Origin of the sequence: Paraburkholderia sp. JPY465 (assembly GCF_050436725.1) — a bacterium.
Classification (GTDB): Bacteria; Pseudomonadota; Gammaproteobacteria; order Burkholderiales; family Burkholderiaceae; genus Paraburkholderia; species Paraburkholderia youngii.
Genome location: NZ_JBNDMT010000004.1, coordinates 1 through 14936, shown reverse-complemented (window position 1 = coordinate 14936; position 14936 = coordinate 1). Strand labels below are relative to the sequence as shown.

Below are 14936 nucleotides of genomic sequence, written 5' to 3'. Positions count from 1 at the left end.
GAAACTCCCGCATAGCGTCATAGGGCTGCGGGGTAGCGGGATTGAATTTGTGAAAGGCCCTTAACAGCGTCGTCTTTCCCGATTCATTGCGCCCGACAAAAGCGGTTACCTGATCAAGCGGGACCCACCCACTATCGTCAATGTTTCGGAAATTCTGGACCCTGAACCTGGTTGCCTTCATGTCTACCCCCGTGCCGCTTCGGAAGCGATATGGCCTGCGAGCGAAGTGACGAACGTTTTGAGGCTCGTCATCTCGGAAAGATCGGCATAGTCGCCAGAATCGGATGCCGTACGAGGCGACGTTATGACGGACGCACTCGTGTAAAGCTGCTCCTTTACGAGCCGCTGACACAGGATGTCGTACCGTTTTTGATATGACGCACCCTGAAACTCGGGAAACACAGGAAAATGCGGCGAGGCGTCACGGACCGGCGCAGATGATCGGGGCTCGTCTTCGACCATCATCAGCCACCCGACAAACGGACGAGGGTGTTTTCCGAAAGCATCTTCACGATATGCGGTCCATAGATCATGCGCCGTGCCGATTGCTTCCTCAGTTCGATTGTTGAAATTGTTGCCGAACGAGGGTCCGACTTGGCTTTTCAGCTCGATCGCGGCGATGAGTTGGCCTCGGTGAATGACCAGAAGGTCCCAAAGCTTGGTCGGCCGGAAATACCCTGGCAGCGTAAGAAGCGCGCGCTTCTGGTGAATGGATGCATGTGCCAGGCCGTTAGCTTTGATGAGGTCAATGACGAGGGCAATGAAGCCGTCCATGTTCTTGCCGCCTGTAACTCCGGCTCGCTCGCCCTGGTCTACGGTTCCCGCTTCGATCTGCTTTTGCTTCGCCTTCTCTCGATTGCCCCAAAAGGCCATTACGGCGTCGCGGGCCTTCCGCTCATAGTCAACGAGTTCAAGTGCCATTCTTATTATTCCCCGGATTTTTCAAGCACCGCCTCCTCTTCCTGAGTTAGCCCGTAGAGGGTAGAGACGGCGCGGTTGCATGCTGCCAGGTCCTGATTTTCGGCAGCCTCTATGAGATCCCGGCGCAACTTTGCCGAGACCGATTTCCATTGTGGGACGCGAATACGCCTGAGGTACTGAGCCTGGAAACGCAGATAGCCACCGCGCATCTTTGTCGAATATGTCGAAACGAACAACCTTGCAATGCCTGAGAGCAAGACCGCCTGCAGCGCTCTCAGATCCCACTCCTCAGATGTGATGAAGTACAGATTGTGATGCGGATACAGGCGTCCTTCCTCGTACACAATGTGGGCTTCGCCCTTGATATCCGGGATAAGCAGCTTCGGTTTTGTGGACAGTGACGGCGTGATGCGGTCAATTGTGCGATACCAGTTTGCCGGCGCCTTCTTGGCGCAATGGCGACCCGAGATCTCGCTTTTGCGTTTTTCCAGATATCGCTTTAGTTTGGGGTAGTCCCGCAGATCGACAAGTCCACCACCCTCCGCGAAAGGATTGATGACACCAAGACCGCGCCATTCAACCGTGCCATCAAGAATATCGCGTGTCATCACGAGCGGCAGTTTGCGATCGGGCTCGACATCGAGTTCGTTGAACGGACCGATGAAGGCTTTGTCAGCGCCTGTTGCCACCCCAATACCCACTTTGCATTGCGCTTCCTCTAGCAGCGGAAACGCAGCTTCCAGACGGCGAACAAGCGCAATCTGGCTGTTGGATTCAAAGATCCACGGCTCCGACCCGCCGATCACGCCGGTAACCTCGCGAACTTCCGCGCCGCTTTTCCCCAGCCTTTTTGCGTGAAGCTGAGACGTCAACGCGGACAGGGTTTTCGGATCAAGGTCAGGGCGGAATGCGACACGCGTCGAGGCGGGCTTTTCCCTGCTGATGACCGTGATTGCCGGGTAGGCGATCACATCCGAGTGAAAAGCCGGTGTGTCAACCATGTCTATGTAAAACTTGAGGTGGAAAGACTTCCCTACCAGCTCTCGGAGCGGCCCACCGTAGCGGTTTTTCATCCAGCGATCGGCGCATATGAAACCGAGCTGACCACCAGCCGACAGACTCAAGAGGGATCGTTCGATAAACGGAATGTAGAGGTCAGCACGATCGTAAATCGTGCGGTACCGGGAGCGGTACTCCTCCAGCAGAACATCGGGAATCAACTCCTGACGAACATAGGGGGGATTGCCAACGACGGTATCAAACCCATCCGGTAGAGCCACCAGCAAGAAGTCGCCATGAATGAGCCATTGATCTGCCAACGCCTCGGCATCTTTCGCGCTCAGGCCGTGATCACGCAAGAGAGCGATCACGCGTCCTTGCGTCAATGCGAAGGTTTCCCGGTGTAGTTCGACGGCACGAATGCAATCGCAAAGCTCCTTAACCGGGTCTGCGCTCTCACCGGAAGTCTTCCATGCGGCAAGCAGTCGCGCGATTGCCGGCAACAGAAAATCGCCATTCCCGAACGATGGCTCGAGGAGGCGACGAAGCGGGAGCGGCTGCTCTTCGGTGTATCCAACAAGGTCGAGGATAAAGTCGACCACCTCCCGGCGAGTAAAAACTGCCCCACGCTCTTCAATGTTTTCAGCCTCAGCCAGCACTTCGAGCGCTGCCGTTATCGGGCAGAGTTCAGGAAATGAAGGTTGACGGAGGACAACGGCTTCTTGCATAGAGTCGACTCAGAAAAGCGGGGGTTGAATTTCGGGGCGTGAATAGGATGTGACAGGCAAAACGTTAATTTTCGCCAGTCGTTTCCGGGCTTCTGCCAGGTCGTACAGAAGCTGGCGCTGAAGCCATGTTTCTGCTTTTCCACCAAATGCCAGATCAAGGCGGATGGCCATTTCAGGCGAAATACCTGCTTTACCAGACAAAACATTCGTGAGCGCTTGCCGGCTTACGCCAAGAATGCGAGCGCCATCGGTGACCGTGAGGTCAGACCGCGCGAGGCACTGGCGGACGATCAGTCCGGGGTGAAGACAATCGGCATCAGACATGAGGGACACCTTATCCGCTCTGCTAGCGACTGTCAAGTGTCGCTTGTCACTTGACTCGAGAGGGTATGCACCGTGTCGAGCGGCCAGTGGTGCCGGCGCGGTTTCTCTGCGCTTTGCTTCGGACCGGGCTTTTGCGCTGCGCGTCGAGCCTCGTTCCGAGTCTCGACCCTGCGGGCTTCAATCACTAACGCAACCACCTGGTCAGGTGCGGCCGATCGGCCGCACATAGGCGCTCGCCGCGCGGCGTTCATCTCGGCTCCGCTATACGCCTGTGGCCGTTTCCCCTGATTCGCCGTCCAGTCACGCGACCATAGCCAACCCGCTACGGCCATCAAGGGCCGCGCGCGGAGCGCGCTGAAATCCTCGCCCGTTCCTGCTCGCTTCGCTGCGCGGGCATGCGGCCTCCGGTTTCACCCTTGACAGCCGCAGCGGGCCGGCTAAATCCGTCGCGGGACGGCGAACTCAGGGAAAACGGCGGCAAGGCAATCACCACTCACAGCCTCGCTGAACCCGTCACAGAGGGGACGGGAATCTTGGGAGCCGGTCAGCAGTAAAAGCGAACCCCTTTTCGATGGAGGTCGAAATGAGCGCACTTCGGTTGAATCATTGGTTAGTAATCCTTACAAATGCATACATGGAATACACGTACACGCCTTGGAATGATCGCAACGTGTACCGCCGAACCGTTGATTACGGCCACGTCGTTTGGTGTTAAGCGCGGCAGCCCACCCAAGGCGGGCGAAAACGCCCGCCACAGCTTACAGGAGAAAGACGATGAACAAGTACGAAGCGAAGCTGGAAGCCCGCCGCGCTCGCCTGGCCGCCCGTGCAGCGCACGCGCGTTCGGCGGCAACGATGCTGTACACCCGCGCTGAAACGATGGCTTCGGCGATTCCCTTCGGTCAGCCCATCTTGAAGGGCCACCACTCAGAGGGCCGCGACCGTCGCTATCGAGCGCGTGTACACGCAACGTTTGGGAAAGCCTTCGAGTTGCACGACACGGCGGCCGAGCTCGACCGGCGCGCGGAAGCTGTCGGCAAGGGCGGCGTATCCGGCGACGATCCCGACGCCATCCCGAAGCTCACGGCCAAGCTGGCCGAGCTGGAGACGCGGCACGAAAAGATGAAGCGCACGAATGCCCTGATTCGCCGCGAGGATCGCGCAGGGCTTGAGCGCATGGGCTACACGGCGGCGGCCATCGACGCGCTTTTCTGCCCTGACTTCGCCGGCCGCGTTGGCTTCGCCTCGTATGAAATCACCAACAGCGGCGCGAATATCCGCCGCGTGCGCGACCGCATCGAGTCACTGAAGAAGATCGCCGAGCGGACCGACCGCGAGGAAGAAGGCCACGGCTACACGTATCGGGAGGACACCGAGGACAACCGCGCCGTGTTCCTGTTCGATGCCAAGCCCGCCAAGGAAGTGCGCGACCTGATGAAGCGCAACGCCTTCGTGTTCAGCCCGAGCCGGTCGCCAGTCGGCAAGTCGGCTTACGTGCGCAAGCTCACCGCCAACGCCATCAACACCGCGAAATGGCTTCGCCCGCAGCTTGATGAGCTGCTGACCGGCGAGTAACCGCCGCCCCTATCCGGCCCGCCACGGCGGGCCGCAACCGACGGGACGAAACCATGCAGATGCGTGCTCAACGGCGGGGCGTTCTTCGGCGCGCGCGACGTCGCCATCCCTATTTTGCGAGTTCCGCGCGTATGTACGCTAGGTTGATCGCTCGGCAAAGATCGACAGCCCTGGCCTTAATACTGGTCACATCGTTCGCTGGTACGCTTGGGAGTTTTTCGCCGTCAATCCACCGTTCTCCATCCTGAATAGTGGTGTAGGGTTCCATGTATTCCGCAATTTCTCCAACGTCGCCGTATTCTTTGGTGGTTTCCGCATGAGCCACTGCATCAGTGTAATGAATCAAGTTCCAGCCAAACCGTTCTTCAAACCCGGAAACGCGTACCGACAATGGCTCGGCGATGGTAAGAGGCGGTGCGTTATCAAGGATCAGCCTTCGCATCCATTCGGCAGGTTTCAGTCCGGCTTTTTCGGCCGAGGAATTAATTCGTCTGGTCTCAATAGCGTCAAAACGCAACGTTGGTTTGTAGTCCGCTTGCATATAGGTTCGTCGTAGAGGATAAAGATGCTGCGCCGGCAAATGCCGGCAATAGGAGCACAATGCCGGCATTTGCCGGCATTGTCAACGTGCACGCGGGCTTATGAGGCAGCGGCGAGAAATCAGCGATAGCGGGAGACATCGGGGTGGCGATCAACATCGACGAAGTCGAGAAAGAACATGTAGTCGAGGCAGCGGCGCGCTGGCGCGCGGAGCCGGGCTACGGCGGATTCGGGGAAAGCACGCGATACGACATCCTGATCGAGGGCCGGCCGTATCCACCGAAAGCCATCGCGGCGATCGCGTGCGAGTGTGCGGGCGCGCCACGACCGCGGCCATCGGACTTTACAGGGGCGTGGAACGGCCGCTGGCATAAGGCCCTGAAAGCCCTCGGGTTCCCCATCGTGCCGAAGGTGGATGCCGGGGCGGCCGCCCAGAGCGAAGCCCCAACGGAGTCCGCCGCGCAGATCGAAGCCGACCTGCGCGCAATTGAAGAACACCACGCAGATAGCCCAACGACGCGCGAGGCGCTCGTGAAGGCCCGCCTCGGGCAAGGGCGATATAGGCGGGAGCTTCTCGCCCGCTGGGAGTACCGGTGCGCTGTCACGGGCTGCGAAGTGCCCCAGGTCGTGCGAGCTTCCCACGCAAAACCATGGCGGCATTGCAGCGACAGCGAGCGGCTCGACCCCGACAACGGGTTGCCACTCGTCGCGACGCTCGATGCCCTCTTCGATGCGGGGCTAATCACCTTCGACGCGAGCGGCCGCATGGAGATCTCAGTACACATCGACGAGAACCAGCAAGCGCTGCTACTGTCCGACGCACCCCGGGCGCTCTCGAAAACGCCGTCGAAGGAACTTGCAGCGTATCTCGCCGCGCACCGGCAGCACGTGTTCAAAAAAAGCGATGACCTCGGTAGGAGAGGCAATGGCTGATACCTCAACCGTGTATCTCGTGTCGTGCGTAGGCAAGAAGCTCGACCGCGCGGCCCTCGCGAAGGATCTCTACGACTCTACGCTATTTCGACTTGCACGCCGATACGTTGAGCGGCAGCAGGGAGTGTGGTTCATCCTCTCGGCCAAGTACGGACTCGTGGCCCCGGACCAGCACGTCAAGCCCTACGATCAGACGCTCAACGGCATGAAGGTGGCTGACCGGCGCGCATGGGCTCATCGCGTGCAGCAGCAGATGGACGCAGAGATTCCGGCGGGCGGTCGCTGCGTTGTACTGGCCGGGAACCGGTATCGCGAGTTTTTGATGGACTACCTGAGCGAGCGGTTCACGACCGAGGTGCCCATGGACGGACTAAGGATCGGCGAACAGCAGCGTTGGCTGCTAGATAACTGAGCCTGAGCCGGCGCGTCCGATCGAAGATCCGGGGTCAATCAGCGGCGCTCGCAATGCGCACCCTGGGAGCTTGGCGTACAAAAAATCTCTTTCTTGGTGGCTCCCCGACTATGTCGGCGCGACTTCGGCCGCTTGTTCGGCGCCGGCGGGGCCAGCCTCCCACGATGCAAAGTCGCGGTTAATCTGCGTCGGGCTGGTGTACAGCTTCGAGGCGATACGGCCGGGCATGTACGCGATGGCGATGCGCGCGGGCAGGTGCAGCAGCGTGCTTTGCGAGATGATCGGCGCTTCCTGTTTGCCGACCATGCGATGCCCTTCCCACTGCTCGCCGCCGTGCGCGTTCGTCTTGGTCGATTCGCGCTGCACCACGTTCAGCCACTGGCCCGCCGAGAGCTTTTCAGCCCATTCCGCCGTGCGCTCGTCGGCCGCACGGTACACGAATTTGATAGGCGTGTTGACCTCAAATTCGCGGGCCAGTGCCTTGCCATCGAGGCGCTTATCGTCCGGCGCTTCAAGGTTGGCAATCGACTGCGCGGCGAGCAGCAGATTGCATCGGTATTGCCGGATCGTGGCGAGCGCGTCATTGATTTCCGCGCACGCCAAGAACTTGAGTTCGTCAATGCCGACCGTGACATGGGCCGGGCGCGTGCGATTCAGGCGCTTGATTTCGGCCGTCAGCTCGGAGATATAAGCCTTCGTCGCGGCCTTTACCACCGGGTCGGCCAGATCGCCGCGCACGTACACCACGGCGTTATTTATCAAGCACTGTTCAATCGAGTGACCCTTGCGCTTCACAGTCTGCGCGAAGGTTTCGACGCGCGACCACTCGCGCAGCGAGTCGCGCAGCGTTGACAGATCCCGGTCGCCGGACGAGCCGTGATCCTTGACGTAGGCCAGCAGCGATTTGATCGTGCCGTCCGTATTTTCGAGCGCGTCATCGAGCAGCGCGCGCTCTTTCGCCTTGTACACGTCCGCATCGGTGCCGTGCGATTCGAGATTGAACGCACGCACGATGCGCGTGCGCCGCTGCCGGAAGTCGCCGCCGAGGAACGGATGCCACACGCCCTTGCCGCCCGGATTCAGATCGAGATACACGAAGCGGCGGCCCGCCGCCTTCGCTTCGTTTTGCAGCAGATACGGGAGCCAGTCATCGCCTTTCGGATCGACGTAGAACACGCCCAAGCCGACGCGAATGCACTGTTTGAAGACGCTTTGCAGGACGATGCCCTTGCCGTATGAGGTCGGCCCGAGGATCGCGTGATGAGTCGTGAAAAACTCTTTCAGGTCGAAGTAAATCGGCTCGTTTTTCTCGTCCAGACCGTAAAAGACCTTGCTATCGGCAAAGAATTCTTCCGGCTGAAAAGCCTTGGCCTTGAGCGTCGCGACTTCCTCGCGTGCATCAACGAGCTTGTCAGTTTCCTGCGTGACGCGCGCCGCGCGCCAGTAGGCCGAGAGCCGAGGCGCAGCATAGCGATCCCACACGAACCGCAGCACAGCGCCGTAGAGAATGGCCGCAAAGATGATCGGCCAATACTGCCCGAGCTGCGCGCACAGCTCGCCGCCGAAGTTCGCGGCGGCCGTCGCGAACCCGAAGCCGGACATTGCGACGTAGAGCAAGAACGCAACGAGCGGCACGAACAAGAGCCACACATACAGCGCGATAACAGAAGCCCGCCTGCCGATAAACGCCAGCCAGTCGCGGAATAATGCATCGTTGGACGGCAAGCGCCACGGCACCGGATGCAACACCGATACCACGAACAGCGGGATTGCCAGCACGATCCAATACCACGGACTAGCCCATTGCACCGCATGGACGACCGCCGAAAGCACGGTCGATTGCGCGGTTTGAAAGGCGTATGCGTTAGGTAACGACACGGCGTTCTCCAAGAGTTAGGAGGAACCGGAGAGACTTTCGTCTCTCCGGTTGTGGGTCGGCATGTGCCGAAGCACGAACGGATTGCCTAAAAAGGCGCACCACCCTGCCGAGCAGAAACGGTCTGCGGCCGTACAGCGATTGAGGGCTTCCCACGCCATCAACGTTGACGCTACTGACGCAGGCTTTTGGCCTGTTTGTCGTTTGACGTGCCAGGTTCAAACCCCGGTTTGCCACAGCGAGCACGACGCGATAGCGCCGGTTCCCTGGTTGCCACCGACCCAAAAAGGGCCGCACTGACCACCGGCCTGACGGCTGCCGGGTTGACTTGCACGCACCGAAGTACGCGACTTGTTGACGCCACCGGCCTGATGGCTGCCGGGTTGACTCCGACCGACACGATCGGCAACTGCACTGCGATTTGCTTCCACGACAAGCTCCTTTTTCAAGGGTTAATTACACGTTGGACACCTCAGGAGACCAATCCCGAGACGGGCGCGGGTACCAGCCGCGCCCGTTCCAACACTCCACTGCGGGAACCACCCCGCATCTTCACGCTTACGTGTGCCGTGAACTTTCAGACAGGCTTTCGCCTGCTATCCGCGCTTCGGACGAATCGCGACGGATAGCTACACGGCTTGCGCCGTGCGGCCCTACTGATCCACTCTCCCTCCCATAGCCACCGGGTTACCAGCCCGGTATCGGCCTTAGGGATTCCCACGTTAGTGCAACGTTACTGACGCCAAACTGCGCGCCAGAGCACCACGCCTGCGCCTCAAGCAACAACAGTGAGGTGTTCCCTCTCACCCTTTAGGTTTTCAGCGGCCCGAGATTCCAAAGCGGCTCGCTTACCTGTTGTGCCGTCAACGGCTTCGTCTTCAGACAGGCTTGATGCCCCACCACATAGCGACCTCTGCGGCCGCATTTACACGCTTAAGCTATACAACGACCCCACCAGCTTGCGCCGGTAGGTGCCGCGTGCGCCAGGTTTCCCCTTGCACGCCTGCGCCCTTTCGGAACGCCTCAGCAGCCTACGTGTGTGGCATAGGTTCTACGGTTTCCCGCAGCCCCTAGACGGTGCTAGCGACGGCCTAAGCCATCTCCCGTTTTCACGTTGCACAGGGCAGTAGCGCATTTCCTCGCTATGCCCGTTTCCGTGTCGCCCAACCTCGCCCCAATGCTTCGCGGGGATTGAGTCGAAGGGCGGATTTACACCGCCCAGCGCTCGTCGTAGTCGTACCAGCGCCATTACGCGCATACGACTTCAGCACACTCGGCACGGTTGGTAGCCGTGCCTTGAGCCTTGCGGCTCGCGTGAAGTGATGGAATCCAGGGGTGGTCAGCCCCCGGACTACTTACTGCGATGGAGGCTGCCCCTGATCCGTGTAATCGCTCGCGCGATACACCACTTCGGGCAACGGGTAATGCAAGGGTTGGTTGCCCTGGTGCTGCGTCGCTGGCCCGCTTGTGGCGGCCCCGGCGACGCAGAGTGATGCTTGCGCGCAGAGGCCGCTTTTGGCGGTCAGCGAATTGAGTGTAGTGGCAACGTATGAAGAAAGCACGCTTCGCGTGCGGAATCTCCTATAATTAGCCGGGAATGCGAAGCATCCTGGATAACTGGAAAGCCTTTTGCAGCAAGGCTTCGCATTATCAATGAATGGATCGATTCAATCCTATGCGTTGAGCATATTTCGGCCTCCCAGGCAAAATGCATAACCATGAATGAACCGAGCGTTATTCGATACAAGACGTTGTTGATGCAACGGCTGCTAGACCTCGTTCGGCACGGCTACCGGCACCACACGGCCGGCACCGTGCCGGCCGAGCGCGCCGAGGCGCTTTGCGCAAAGTTTTCGACGCGCTATGACGTGTTCGTGAACCAGAACCAGCGCGCCTATCGCAAGAGCCTTGGGAAGGCCAACGCGCGGCTGATCCTTGCCGACCTTGAACGCAACGGCGGCACGCTGCATTGGTTCCTGATGGTTACGGACGGTCAGCACGACGCGCATACGCTCGAAAAGCTCCACGACGCGCTAGAGGCGGGAGAGCGTGTTCACGTCACAGGTTATGAGCTGTTGAAGCTGCCTCACTCGAAGGCCGCCGGCGGCGGCGTTCGCCTGACTTGGCGCATGACGACCGAGACAGAGCGCGCCTGGCGATTTCAGATCCGTTCCACCGTCCGCGCGAAGCGCGCCGATGAGCTGGTGCCGGTGCTGGTGCGCTCGCTGTATCAGACGCCTGGTTTTCACACGACCCGCTATCAGGTCGGAAAGCTCGTGGCGTTCCTCACGGGCGAGTGGGTGCGGTCAGGCCGGAAGGCCGAGGCGTTGCCCCTTCCTGGCGCCCTACCCTACGTGCGGCGGATGGCCGACGAGGACTTCACTTTGGAAGACTGGCTTGCCGCTGCTGCGAGCCGCAAACCGGAGGTGACGGATGAGCGAGATTGAGAAGCAAGACCGCGTGGTGTCGTTCACGGCCGACCAATGGCTGGCCGAGGATGAAACCGAGGCATTCGGCGTGCGCAAGATCGTGCCGAAGAAAAAGGAGCCGACGCCCGGTGTAAAGGCTATCCTCGTGTTCGAGGACAGTTTTCGCCGCGCGAAAAAGCACCTGAAGGCGTATCCGCTGTTGCGCCCGCAGCTCGACTTGCCGGAGCTGATTAGCGCCATGATCGACGTGTGCGACGCCGACCCGGCAATCATGGAAAAGGTCGCACGGCGGATCATCGACGCGCGCCGGCAGCAGCTCGACGCGATGGCAGCCAGCACGACACCGCCAGACGTGTGAGCCACACGCTCACACGTCCAGCTTGCCTTGCCCGTTATCGACGGCCTTCGTCTGCGCGCTGCGGCGACGGTATTCGCGCACGAACATGACACGGTCGCCCTTGAAAAACAGGGCAGGATTAACCCAATAGACGTTTGGCAGCTTGGGCGCGAGGAACGACTTGCCGAGCAGTTCGCGCAGCCCGCGCTGGAAGGTTTTTTCGCTCATGCCAATGTCGCGGCCGGACAGCCCTTCGCCGAACCAGCTCAGGTACACGGCATCGGCGAAGCCGCCTTGCATTGGCGTGCGTTGGTACTCATCGAGGACAGCTTGAAAGACACGCTGGCCGGTGCGCGAGAGGGTCATAGCTGGCCGACACGCCGGCCGCGAAAACCTTTACGAACTCCGCATCGTCCTTTTCCTCGATGTTGCGAATGACAGTCGCGGCCTGTACGACTCCATCGGAGTCCATCAGCTCGCGCCTCACGCCGCTATCCACATAGCGCCGCTTGATCGTGATTTGGCGCGGCTCCAGAAGCGGGTTCACCTGGGGCGAGAATTCGAGGTATCGGAGGTTCGGCTTTTCGTCAGACATGGGCTACTCTCGCTCGATTCGGTTATTCGCCAGACATTTTTCGCGGCGAAATTGTCTTTCCAGCGTCAGAGGATGACCGAGGGAAAGACAAAAATCAAGCAGTTTTTGTCTCTTGAGGGGCTGGAGTTGTCTTTCGAACGGCCAGAGTTGTCTTTCGAGGTGCTGGAGTTGTCGGTGCGATCTAGGCGCGACAAGGGTTTGCGGGGCGTTCCTTCTCACTCTGCTTTAGCGCGGCCGATTTTTCGCGGGGTACTTTGATCTAGCCCCCGTTTACGGGCCGTACCGACCCGCAAACGGGGGAATCACGGCGCTACGCGCCTTGACGGCCCCGGCGCACCTCCCGTTCACCCAGGCCCGCGGAGCCGAGGCTCTAAGCCGCTGCCGGGGCAAGCCCCGCCACCGGCTAAGAGCGAGATAAATCGCGCCCGGCCCGTCCTACGGCCGGCCCGCCCGCTCAACTCGTCCCTGTGGGGACCAACCCGGCTGACCGTTAGTCGCTCCACCGCCGCCGATTTGTCTACAGAAAGGGGGGGGGCGGGGTTTCGGATGCGCCTGCGACGCGAAATGCGGCCCGTGGTGCCGTTTCTGCGCGTCGACTAAGGGGGTTGCCTACCTACGCCATCGCAAACAGCTCACGGCGCCGATTTTCCGCAGGCGTCGGCCGCAGTCGCTCGGTTGAGATTTTTTTATCTCAATTGGGCGCGCGTAGCGCGTCACGCCGTAGGCAAAAGCTCGCGGGGAGCCGGTGCGTTGGGTGCGGTATCCCGGCCAGCGGCCGGGACTCTCCACACCCTTGCGGTGTGGAGAGCGCAGCCATCCACGGGCGGGCGCGGGTGAACCACTTGCCTTTGCTGACCGCCGCCGGGGCAGCGTAAGCGGTGCCGGCCCGTCATTTTGCGGCGGAGCCGCCTATTTTCCGGCCATGGCAACGAGAAGCCGCAAAAACAATGCGCCGTGGATTATACACGGGGCGGTTATGAAGTTACGCAGTTACGTTTCTTCGGCTTCCAGCTCATCGGTTGCATCGTCGGAGCCTTCATCGACGGCCATTGCGCCGTGCAACGGGCAATGCGGCGGGCCGGCAAGGTCAAGCCACTTACGCGACGTGCGCGCGGTGTATCCGCACTCGGCGCAATGGCATTTGATGTGCCGGCGCGTCTGTTTTTTCGGCGCGGTCGTGCTCGGGCCGCCTTCGTCACCCGGTTCCGTACCCGGCTCGATGTGCTCGGCCTGGGTGCGCAGGCGGGCATGAGGAAGCGGGCCAGCTTCGGCCAAGATCGGCTCCAGCGCCGTGCGGAATTTCGGGCCGGCCGTGGTCGAGCGCATCGGGCCTTCTAGGCCGATGCCCTTTGCTACCCGGCGGAAGTCTTTGCCGTGACCGGCGGGGATGCCTACGGCCGCGTGTACCAGCTCATGACCGAGGATCGCGGCAACTTCCATCGGCATGACTTCGGGCGAGTTGGCGAGGTCGGGCCGGATGAAGATTTCGAAGTGGCCGTCATCGCTGCAACGATTGTCCCAACACTCGCCAATGCGCTTCCCTCTCCAACCGGAGGACGTGAACCCGATCGCAATACGCACGCGCTCGGGCAGCGGGGCGTCGAGCTCTTCGAACAGATGCGCCATGCGCGCGGCAACGAAGTTCAGCCAGGATTCGCGGTTCGGATGGTTCACTGTCAGCACCAAGAGAGTGCGTGTACACGCTTCTATTTTAGTCCAAAGGAGAGCGTGTACACGTACTCCCCGTGCTTTCTCCGTAACTTTATTGTGTCAAAACGTTACGACGTTATGAGGTTGTAAAGCTACAACGTTAAGAGGGTGCGCAGTTATGGCGTTAGTGGTGTATGATGTTATAGCGTTGTGCAGTTGTGCAGTTGTGCAGTTGTGCAGTTGTGCAGTTGTGCAGTTGTGCAGTTGTGCAGTTGAGAGGTTGAAACGTCAGAACGTCATAGAGCTATAGCGTTACAGCATCACAACGCTACGACGCTATAACCGCGTAGCGTTAAAACGTCGCGGCGTAGCGAATCGAAGCTATAACCGCATGAGGTTGTAACGCTTTGGCTCTATAACGCCGTAACGCAATAACTTTATGGGGTTATGAAATGAAGCAGCCGAAAGGGGTAGTTGATTTGGCAGCTCGACTCGGGGCGGCGGCAGCGTCGCCACTTGTGCCGGTTGCGGCGGCAGCGGCGGCGCCAGTGCCGGCACCGGCCGCAGCACCGAGCGGGGCAGGGCAGGGCGCAGCGGCACCGGCCGTACCGGCGAGAAAGGCGGCCAAGGCCACGGCGAAGAAGGAGCCGGCCGACACGACGCAACTGACGTTGCGACCGTCGCGGGCGCTTCTCGCGCGTTACGTGGCAGCAGCGGCAGATCGCAGCCGGGACACCGGGCGCATGGTATCGGCGCAGGAAATCATGCTTGAAGTCCTAGAGAAGGGGGGCGTATGAGCAACATCGTCTATGTCGGCGGGCAGAAGGGCGGCACGACCAAAACCACGACCGCGCACCTGATGGCTCTAGGCGCGATTCTCCGCAAGCAGCCGGCCGCATATGTCCTGACTGACCCGCATCGCCGTGTGAAGGCCGAGGGCCGACCGTATGGCGTGCTCGACGGGCGCGACCCGAACGCATTGGCCCAGATACTCACAGCGAGTCAGAGCAACCTTAACGGCTGGCTGATCGTTGACGGTGGCGGCAACCGTCCCGCGTTCGACAAGGCGATGGCCGATGCGGCACACCTCACCATCCTGCCGTTTCGCGCATCCGAGGAAGATCTAGAAGCCGTCGCGCTCGACATGCAGGCGATGCCTAACGCGCTCGCGCTGCCGTCCGCCTGGTCAACGAACAAGCACGCGCAGGAAGCCGCGCAGCGGCTTATCGACGGCCTCAGCACGGCATTCCCAGGGCGCGTGCTCACGTCGCCAATCTGGTTCGTGAACTCCACGGCGGAATTGCTTGGCGCAACGCTCGAAAGCCCCTCAACGGCCGTGCGCAATGCCGCGCGCCACAGCTTCGGCATTCTGACGGCCACGTTTGAGCAGCACGGCCAGCCGGCCGAGCTGGACGACGCGGCGGCAATCACCGAGGCGCAATAAGTACACTCAGCCCGAAACCGCTGTATCGGGCTTGAGAATTCCTGCCTTTTGTCCTACCTTTGGATTGTCGAGAGACGCACTGCGCTATCCGTGGTGCGTCTCTTGACGCTCCCGGATGGCCTTTTTCATACCCTTGAAGGAGGTTCATCATGTTGACCGAAACGACCCGTACC

The 14936-nt window shown here is 60.5% G+C and carries 14 protein-coding genes and 1 pseudogene; 6 read left to right on the top strand and 9 right to left on the bottom strand.

The genetic code is table 11. The annotated features are described in order from the left end of the window. Positions 1 to 55 precede the first annotated feature (55 nt). From QFZ94_RS32540 to QFZ94_RS32525, 4 genes and pseudogenes are all read right to left on the bottom strand, one after another. A pseudogene (locus tag QFZ94_RS32540) lies at positions 56 to 181 on the bottom strand (AAA family ATPase); the annotation flags it as partial. A 2-nt stretch (positions 182 to 183) separates the two neighbouring features. Continuing rightward, complete coding sequence (locus QFZ94_RS32535) at positions 184 to 921, bottom strand: PaeR7I family type II restriction endonuclease (RefSeq protein WP_429462008.1); 738 nt, start codon at positions 919 to 921, stop codon at positions 184 to 186. Positions 922 to 926: 5 nt separating this feature from the next. After that, entirely contained in the window at positions 927 to 2648 is a 1722-nt protein-coding gene (locus QFZ94_RS32530) for an Eco57I restriction-modification methylase domain-containing protein (protein WP_429462006.1), read from the bottom strand. Between the two features lie 9 nt (positions 2649 to 2657). Further along, a complete protein-coding gene (locus QFZ94_RS32525; RefSeq protein ID WP_429462004.1) occupies positions 2658 to 2972 on the bottom strand; it encodes a HigA family addiction module antitoxin in 315 nt (104 codons plus the stop codon). 774 nt (positions 2973 to 3746) lie between these two features. Between QFZ94_RS32525 and QFZ94_RS32520 the strand changes: the two genes are divergently transcribed. Beyond that, positions 3747 to 4547: a DUF3560 domain-containing protein gene (locus tag QFZ94_RS32520; protein WP_429462002.1), complete on the top strand. Its 801-nt coding sequence runs from the start codon at positions 3747 to 3749 to the stop codon at positions 4545 to 4547. A 109-nt stretch (positions 4548 to 4656) separates the two neighbouring features. Here the strand turns inward: QFZ94_RS32520 and QFZ94_RS32515 are convergent, their stop codons facing one another. Continuing rightward, entirely contained in the window at positions 4657 to 5088 is a 432-nt protein-coding gene (locus QFZ94_RS32515; RefSeq protein WP_429462000.1) for a hypothetical protein, read from the bottom strand. Between the two features lie 143 nt (positions 5089 to 5231). Here QFZ94_RS32515 and QFZ94_RS32510 point away from each other — a divergent pair, with 143 nt between their 5' ends. Together QFZ94_RS32510 and QFZ94_RS32505 are read left to right on the top strand one after the other, a co-directional pair. After that, a complete protein-coding gene (locus tag QFZ94_RS32510; RefSeq protein ID WP_429461998.1) occupies positions 5232 to 6020 on the top strand; it encodes an HNH endonuclease in 789 nt (262 codons plus the stop codon). Next, positions 6013 to 6432: a DUF6884 domain-containing protein gene (locus QFZ94_RS32505; protein WP_429461996.1), complete on the top strand. Its 420-nt coding sequence runs from the start codon at positions 6013 to 6015 to the stop codon at positions 6430 to 6432. Before QFZ94_RS32510 ends, QFZ94_RS32505 begins: the two co-directional genes overlap by 8 nt. Positions 6433 to 6540: 108 nt before the next feature. Here the strand turns inward: QFZ94_RS32505 and QFZ94_RS32500 are convergent, their stop codons facing one another. Next, the gene (locus QFZ94_RS32500) at positions 6541 to 8310 is read right to left on the bottom strand and encodes a type IV secretory system conjugative DNA transfer family protein (RefSeq protein ID WP_429461994.1); all 1770 of its coding nucleotides are present in this window, start codon (positions 8308 to 8310) and stop codon (positions 6541 to 6543) included. Between the two features lie 1716 nt (positions 8311 to 10026). Here QFZ94_RS32500 and QFZ94_RS32495 point away from each other — a divergent pair. Both QFZ94_RS32495 and QFZ94_RS32490 read left to right on the top strand, forming a co-directional pair. After that, the gene (locus QFZ94_RS32495; RefSeq protein WP_429461992.1) at positions 10027 to 10755 is read left to right on the top strand and encodes a hypothetical protein; all 729 of its coding nucleotides are present in this window, start codon (positions 10027 to 10029) and stop codon (positions 10753 to 10755) included. Then, on the top strand, positions 10742 to 11095 hold the full coding sequence (locus tag QFZ94_RS32490; RefSeq protein WP_429461990.1) for a hypothetical protein: 354 nt from the start codon (positions 10742 to 10744) through the stop codon (positions 11093 to 11095). The genes QFZ94_RS32495 and QFZ94_RS32490 overlap by 14 nt, the downstream gene beginning before the upstream one ends. 9 nt (positions 11096 to 11104) lie before the next feature. On the opposite strand, the gene QFZ94_RS32485 is transcribed toward QFZ94_RS32490, so the two are convergent. The 3 genes from QFZ94_RS32485 to QFZ94_RS32475 all read right to left on the bottom strand — a co-directional run bounded on the left by QFZ94_RS32485 (position 11105) and on the right by QFZ94_RS32475 (position 13343). Next, positions 11105 to 11440: a hypothetical protein gene (locus QFZ94_RS32485; protein WP_429461988.1), complete on the bottom strand. Its 336-nt coding sequence runs from the start codon at positions 11438 to 11440 to the stop codon at positions 11105 to 11107. Then, on the bottom strand, positions 11391 to 11669 hold the full coding sequence (locus QFZ94_RS32480) for a hypothetical protein (RefSeq protein ID WP_429461986.1): 279 nt from the start codon (positions 11667 to 11669) through the stop codon (positions 11391 to 11393). Before QFZ94_RS32480 ends, QFZ94_RS32485 begins: the two co-directional genes overlap by 50 nt. Positions 11670 to 12659: 990 nt before the next feature. After that, positions 12660 to 13343 carry a transcription elongation protein SprT gene (locus QFZ94_RS32475; protein WP_429461984.1) on the bottom strand — a complete coding sequence of 228 codons (684 nt, stop codon included), beginning with the start codon at positions 13341 to 13343 and terminating at the stop codon, positions 12660 to 12662. A 769-nt stretch (positions 13344 to 14112) separates the two neighbouring features. Between QFZ94_RS32475 and QFZ94_RS32470 the strand changes: the two genes are divergently transcribed. Beyond that, a complete protein-coding gene (locus QFZ94_RS32470) occupies positions 14113 to 14763 on the top strand; it encodes a hypothetical protein (protein ID WP_124617226.1) in 651 nt (216 codons plus the stop codon). Positions 14764 to 14936: the final 173 nt, after the last annotated feature.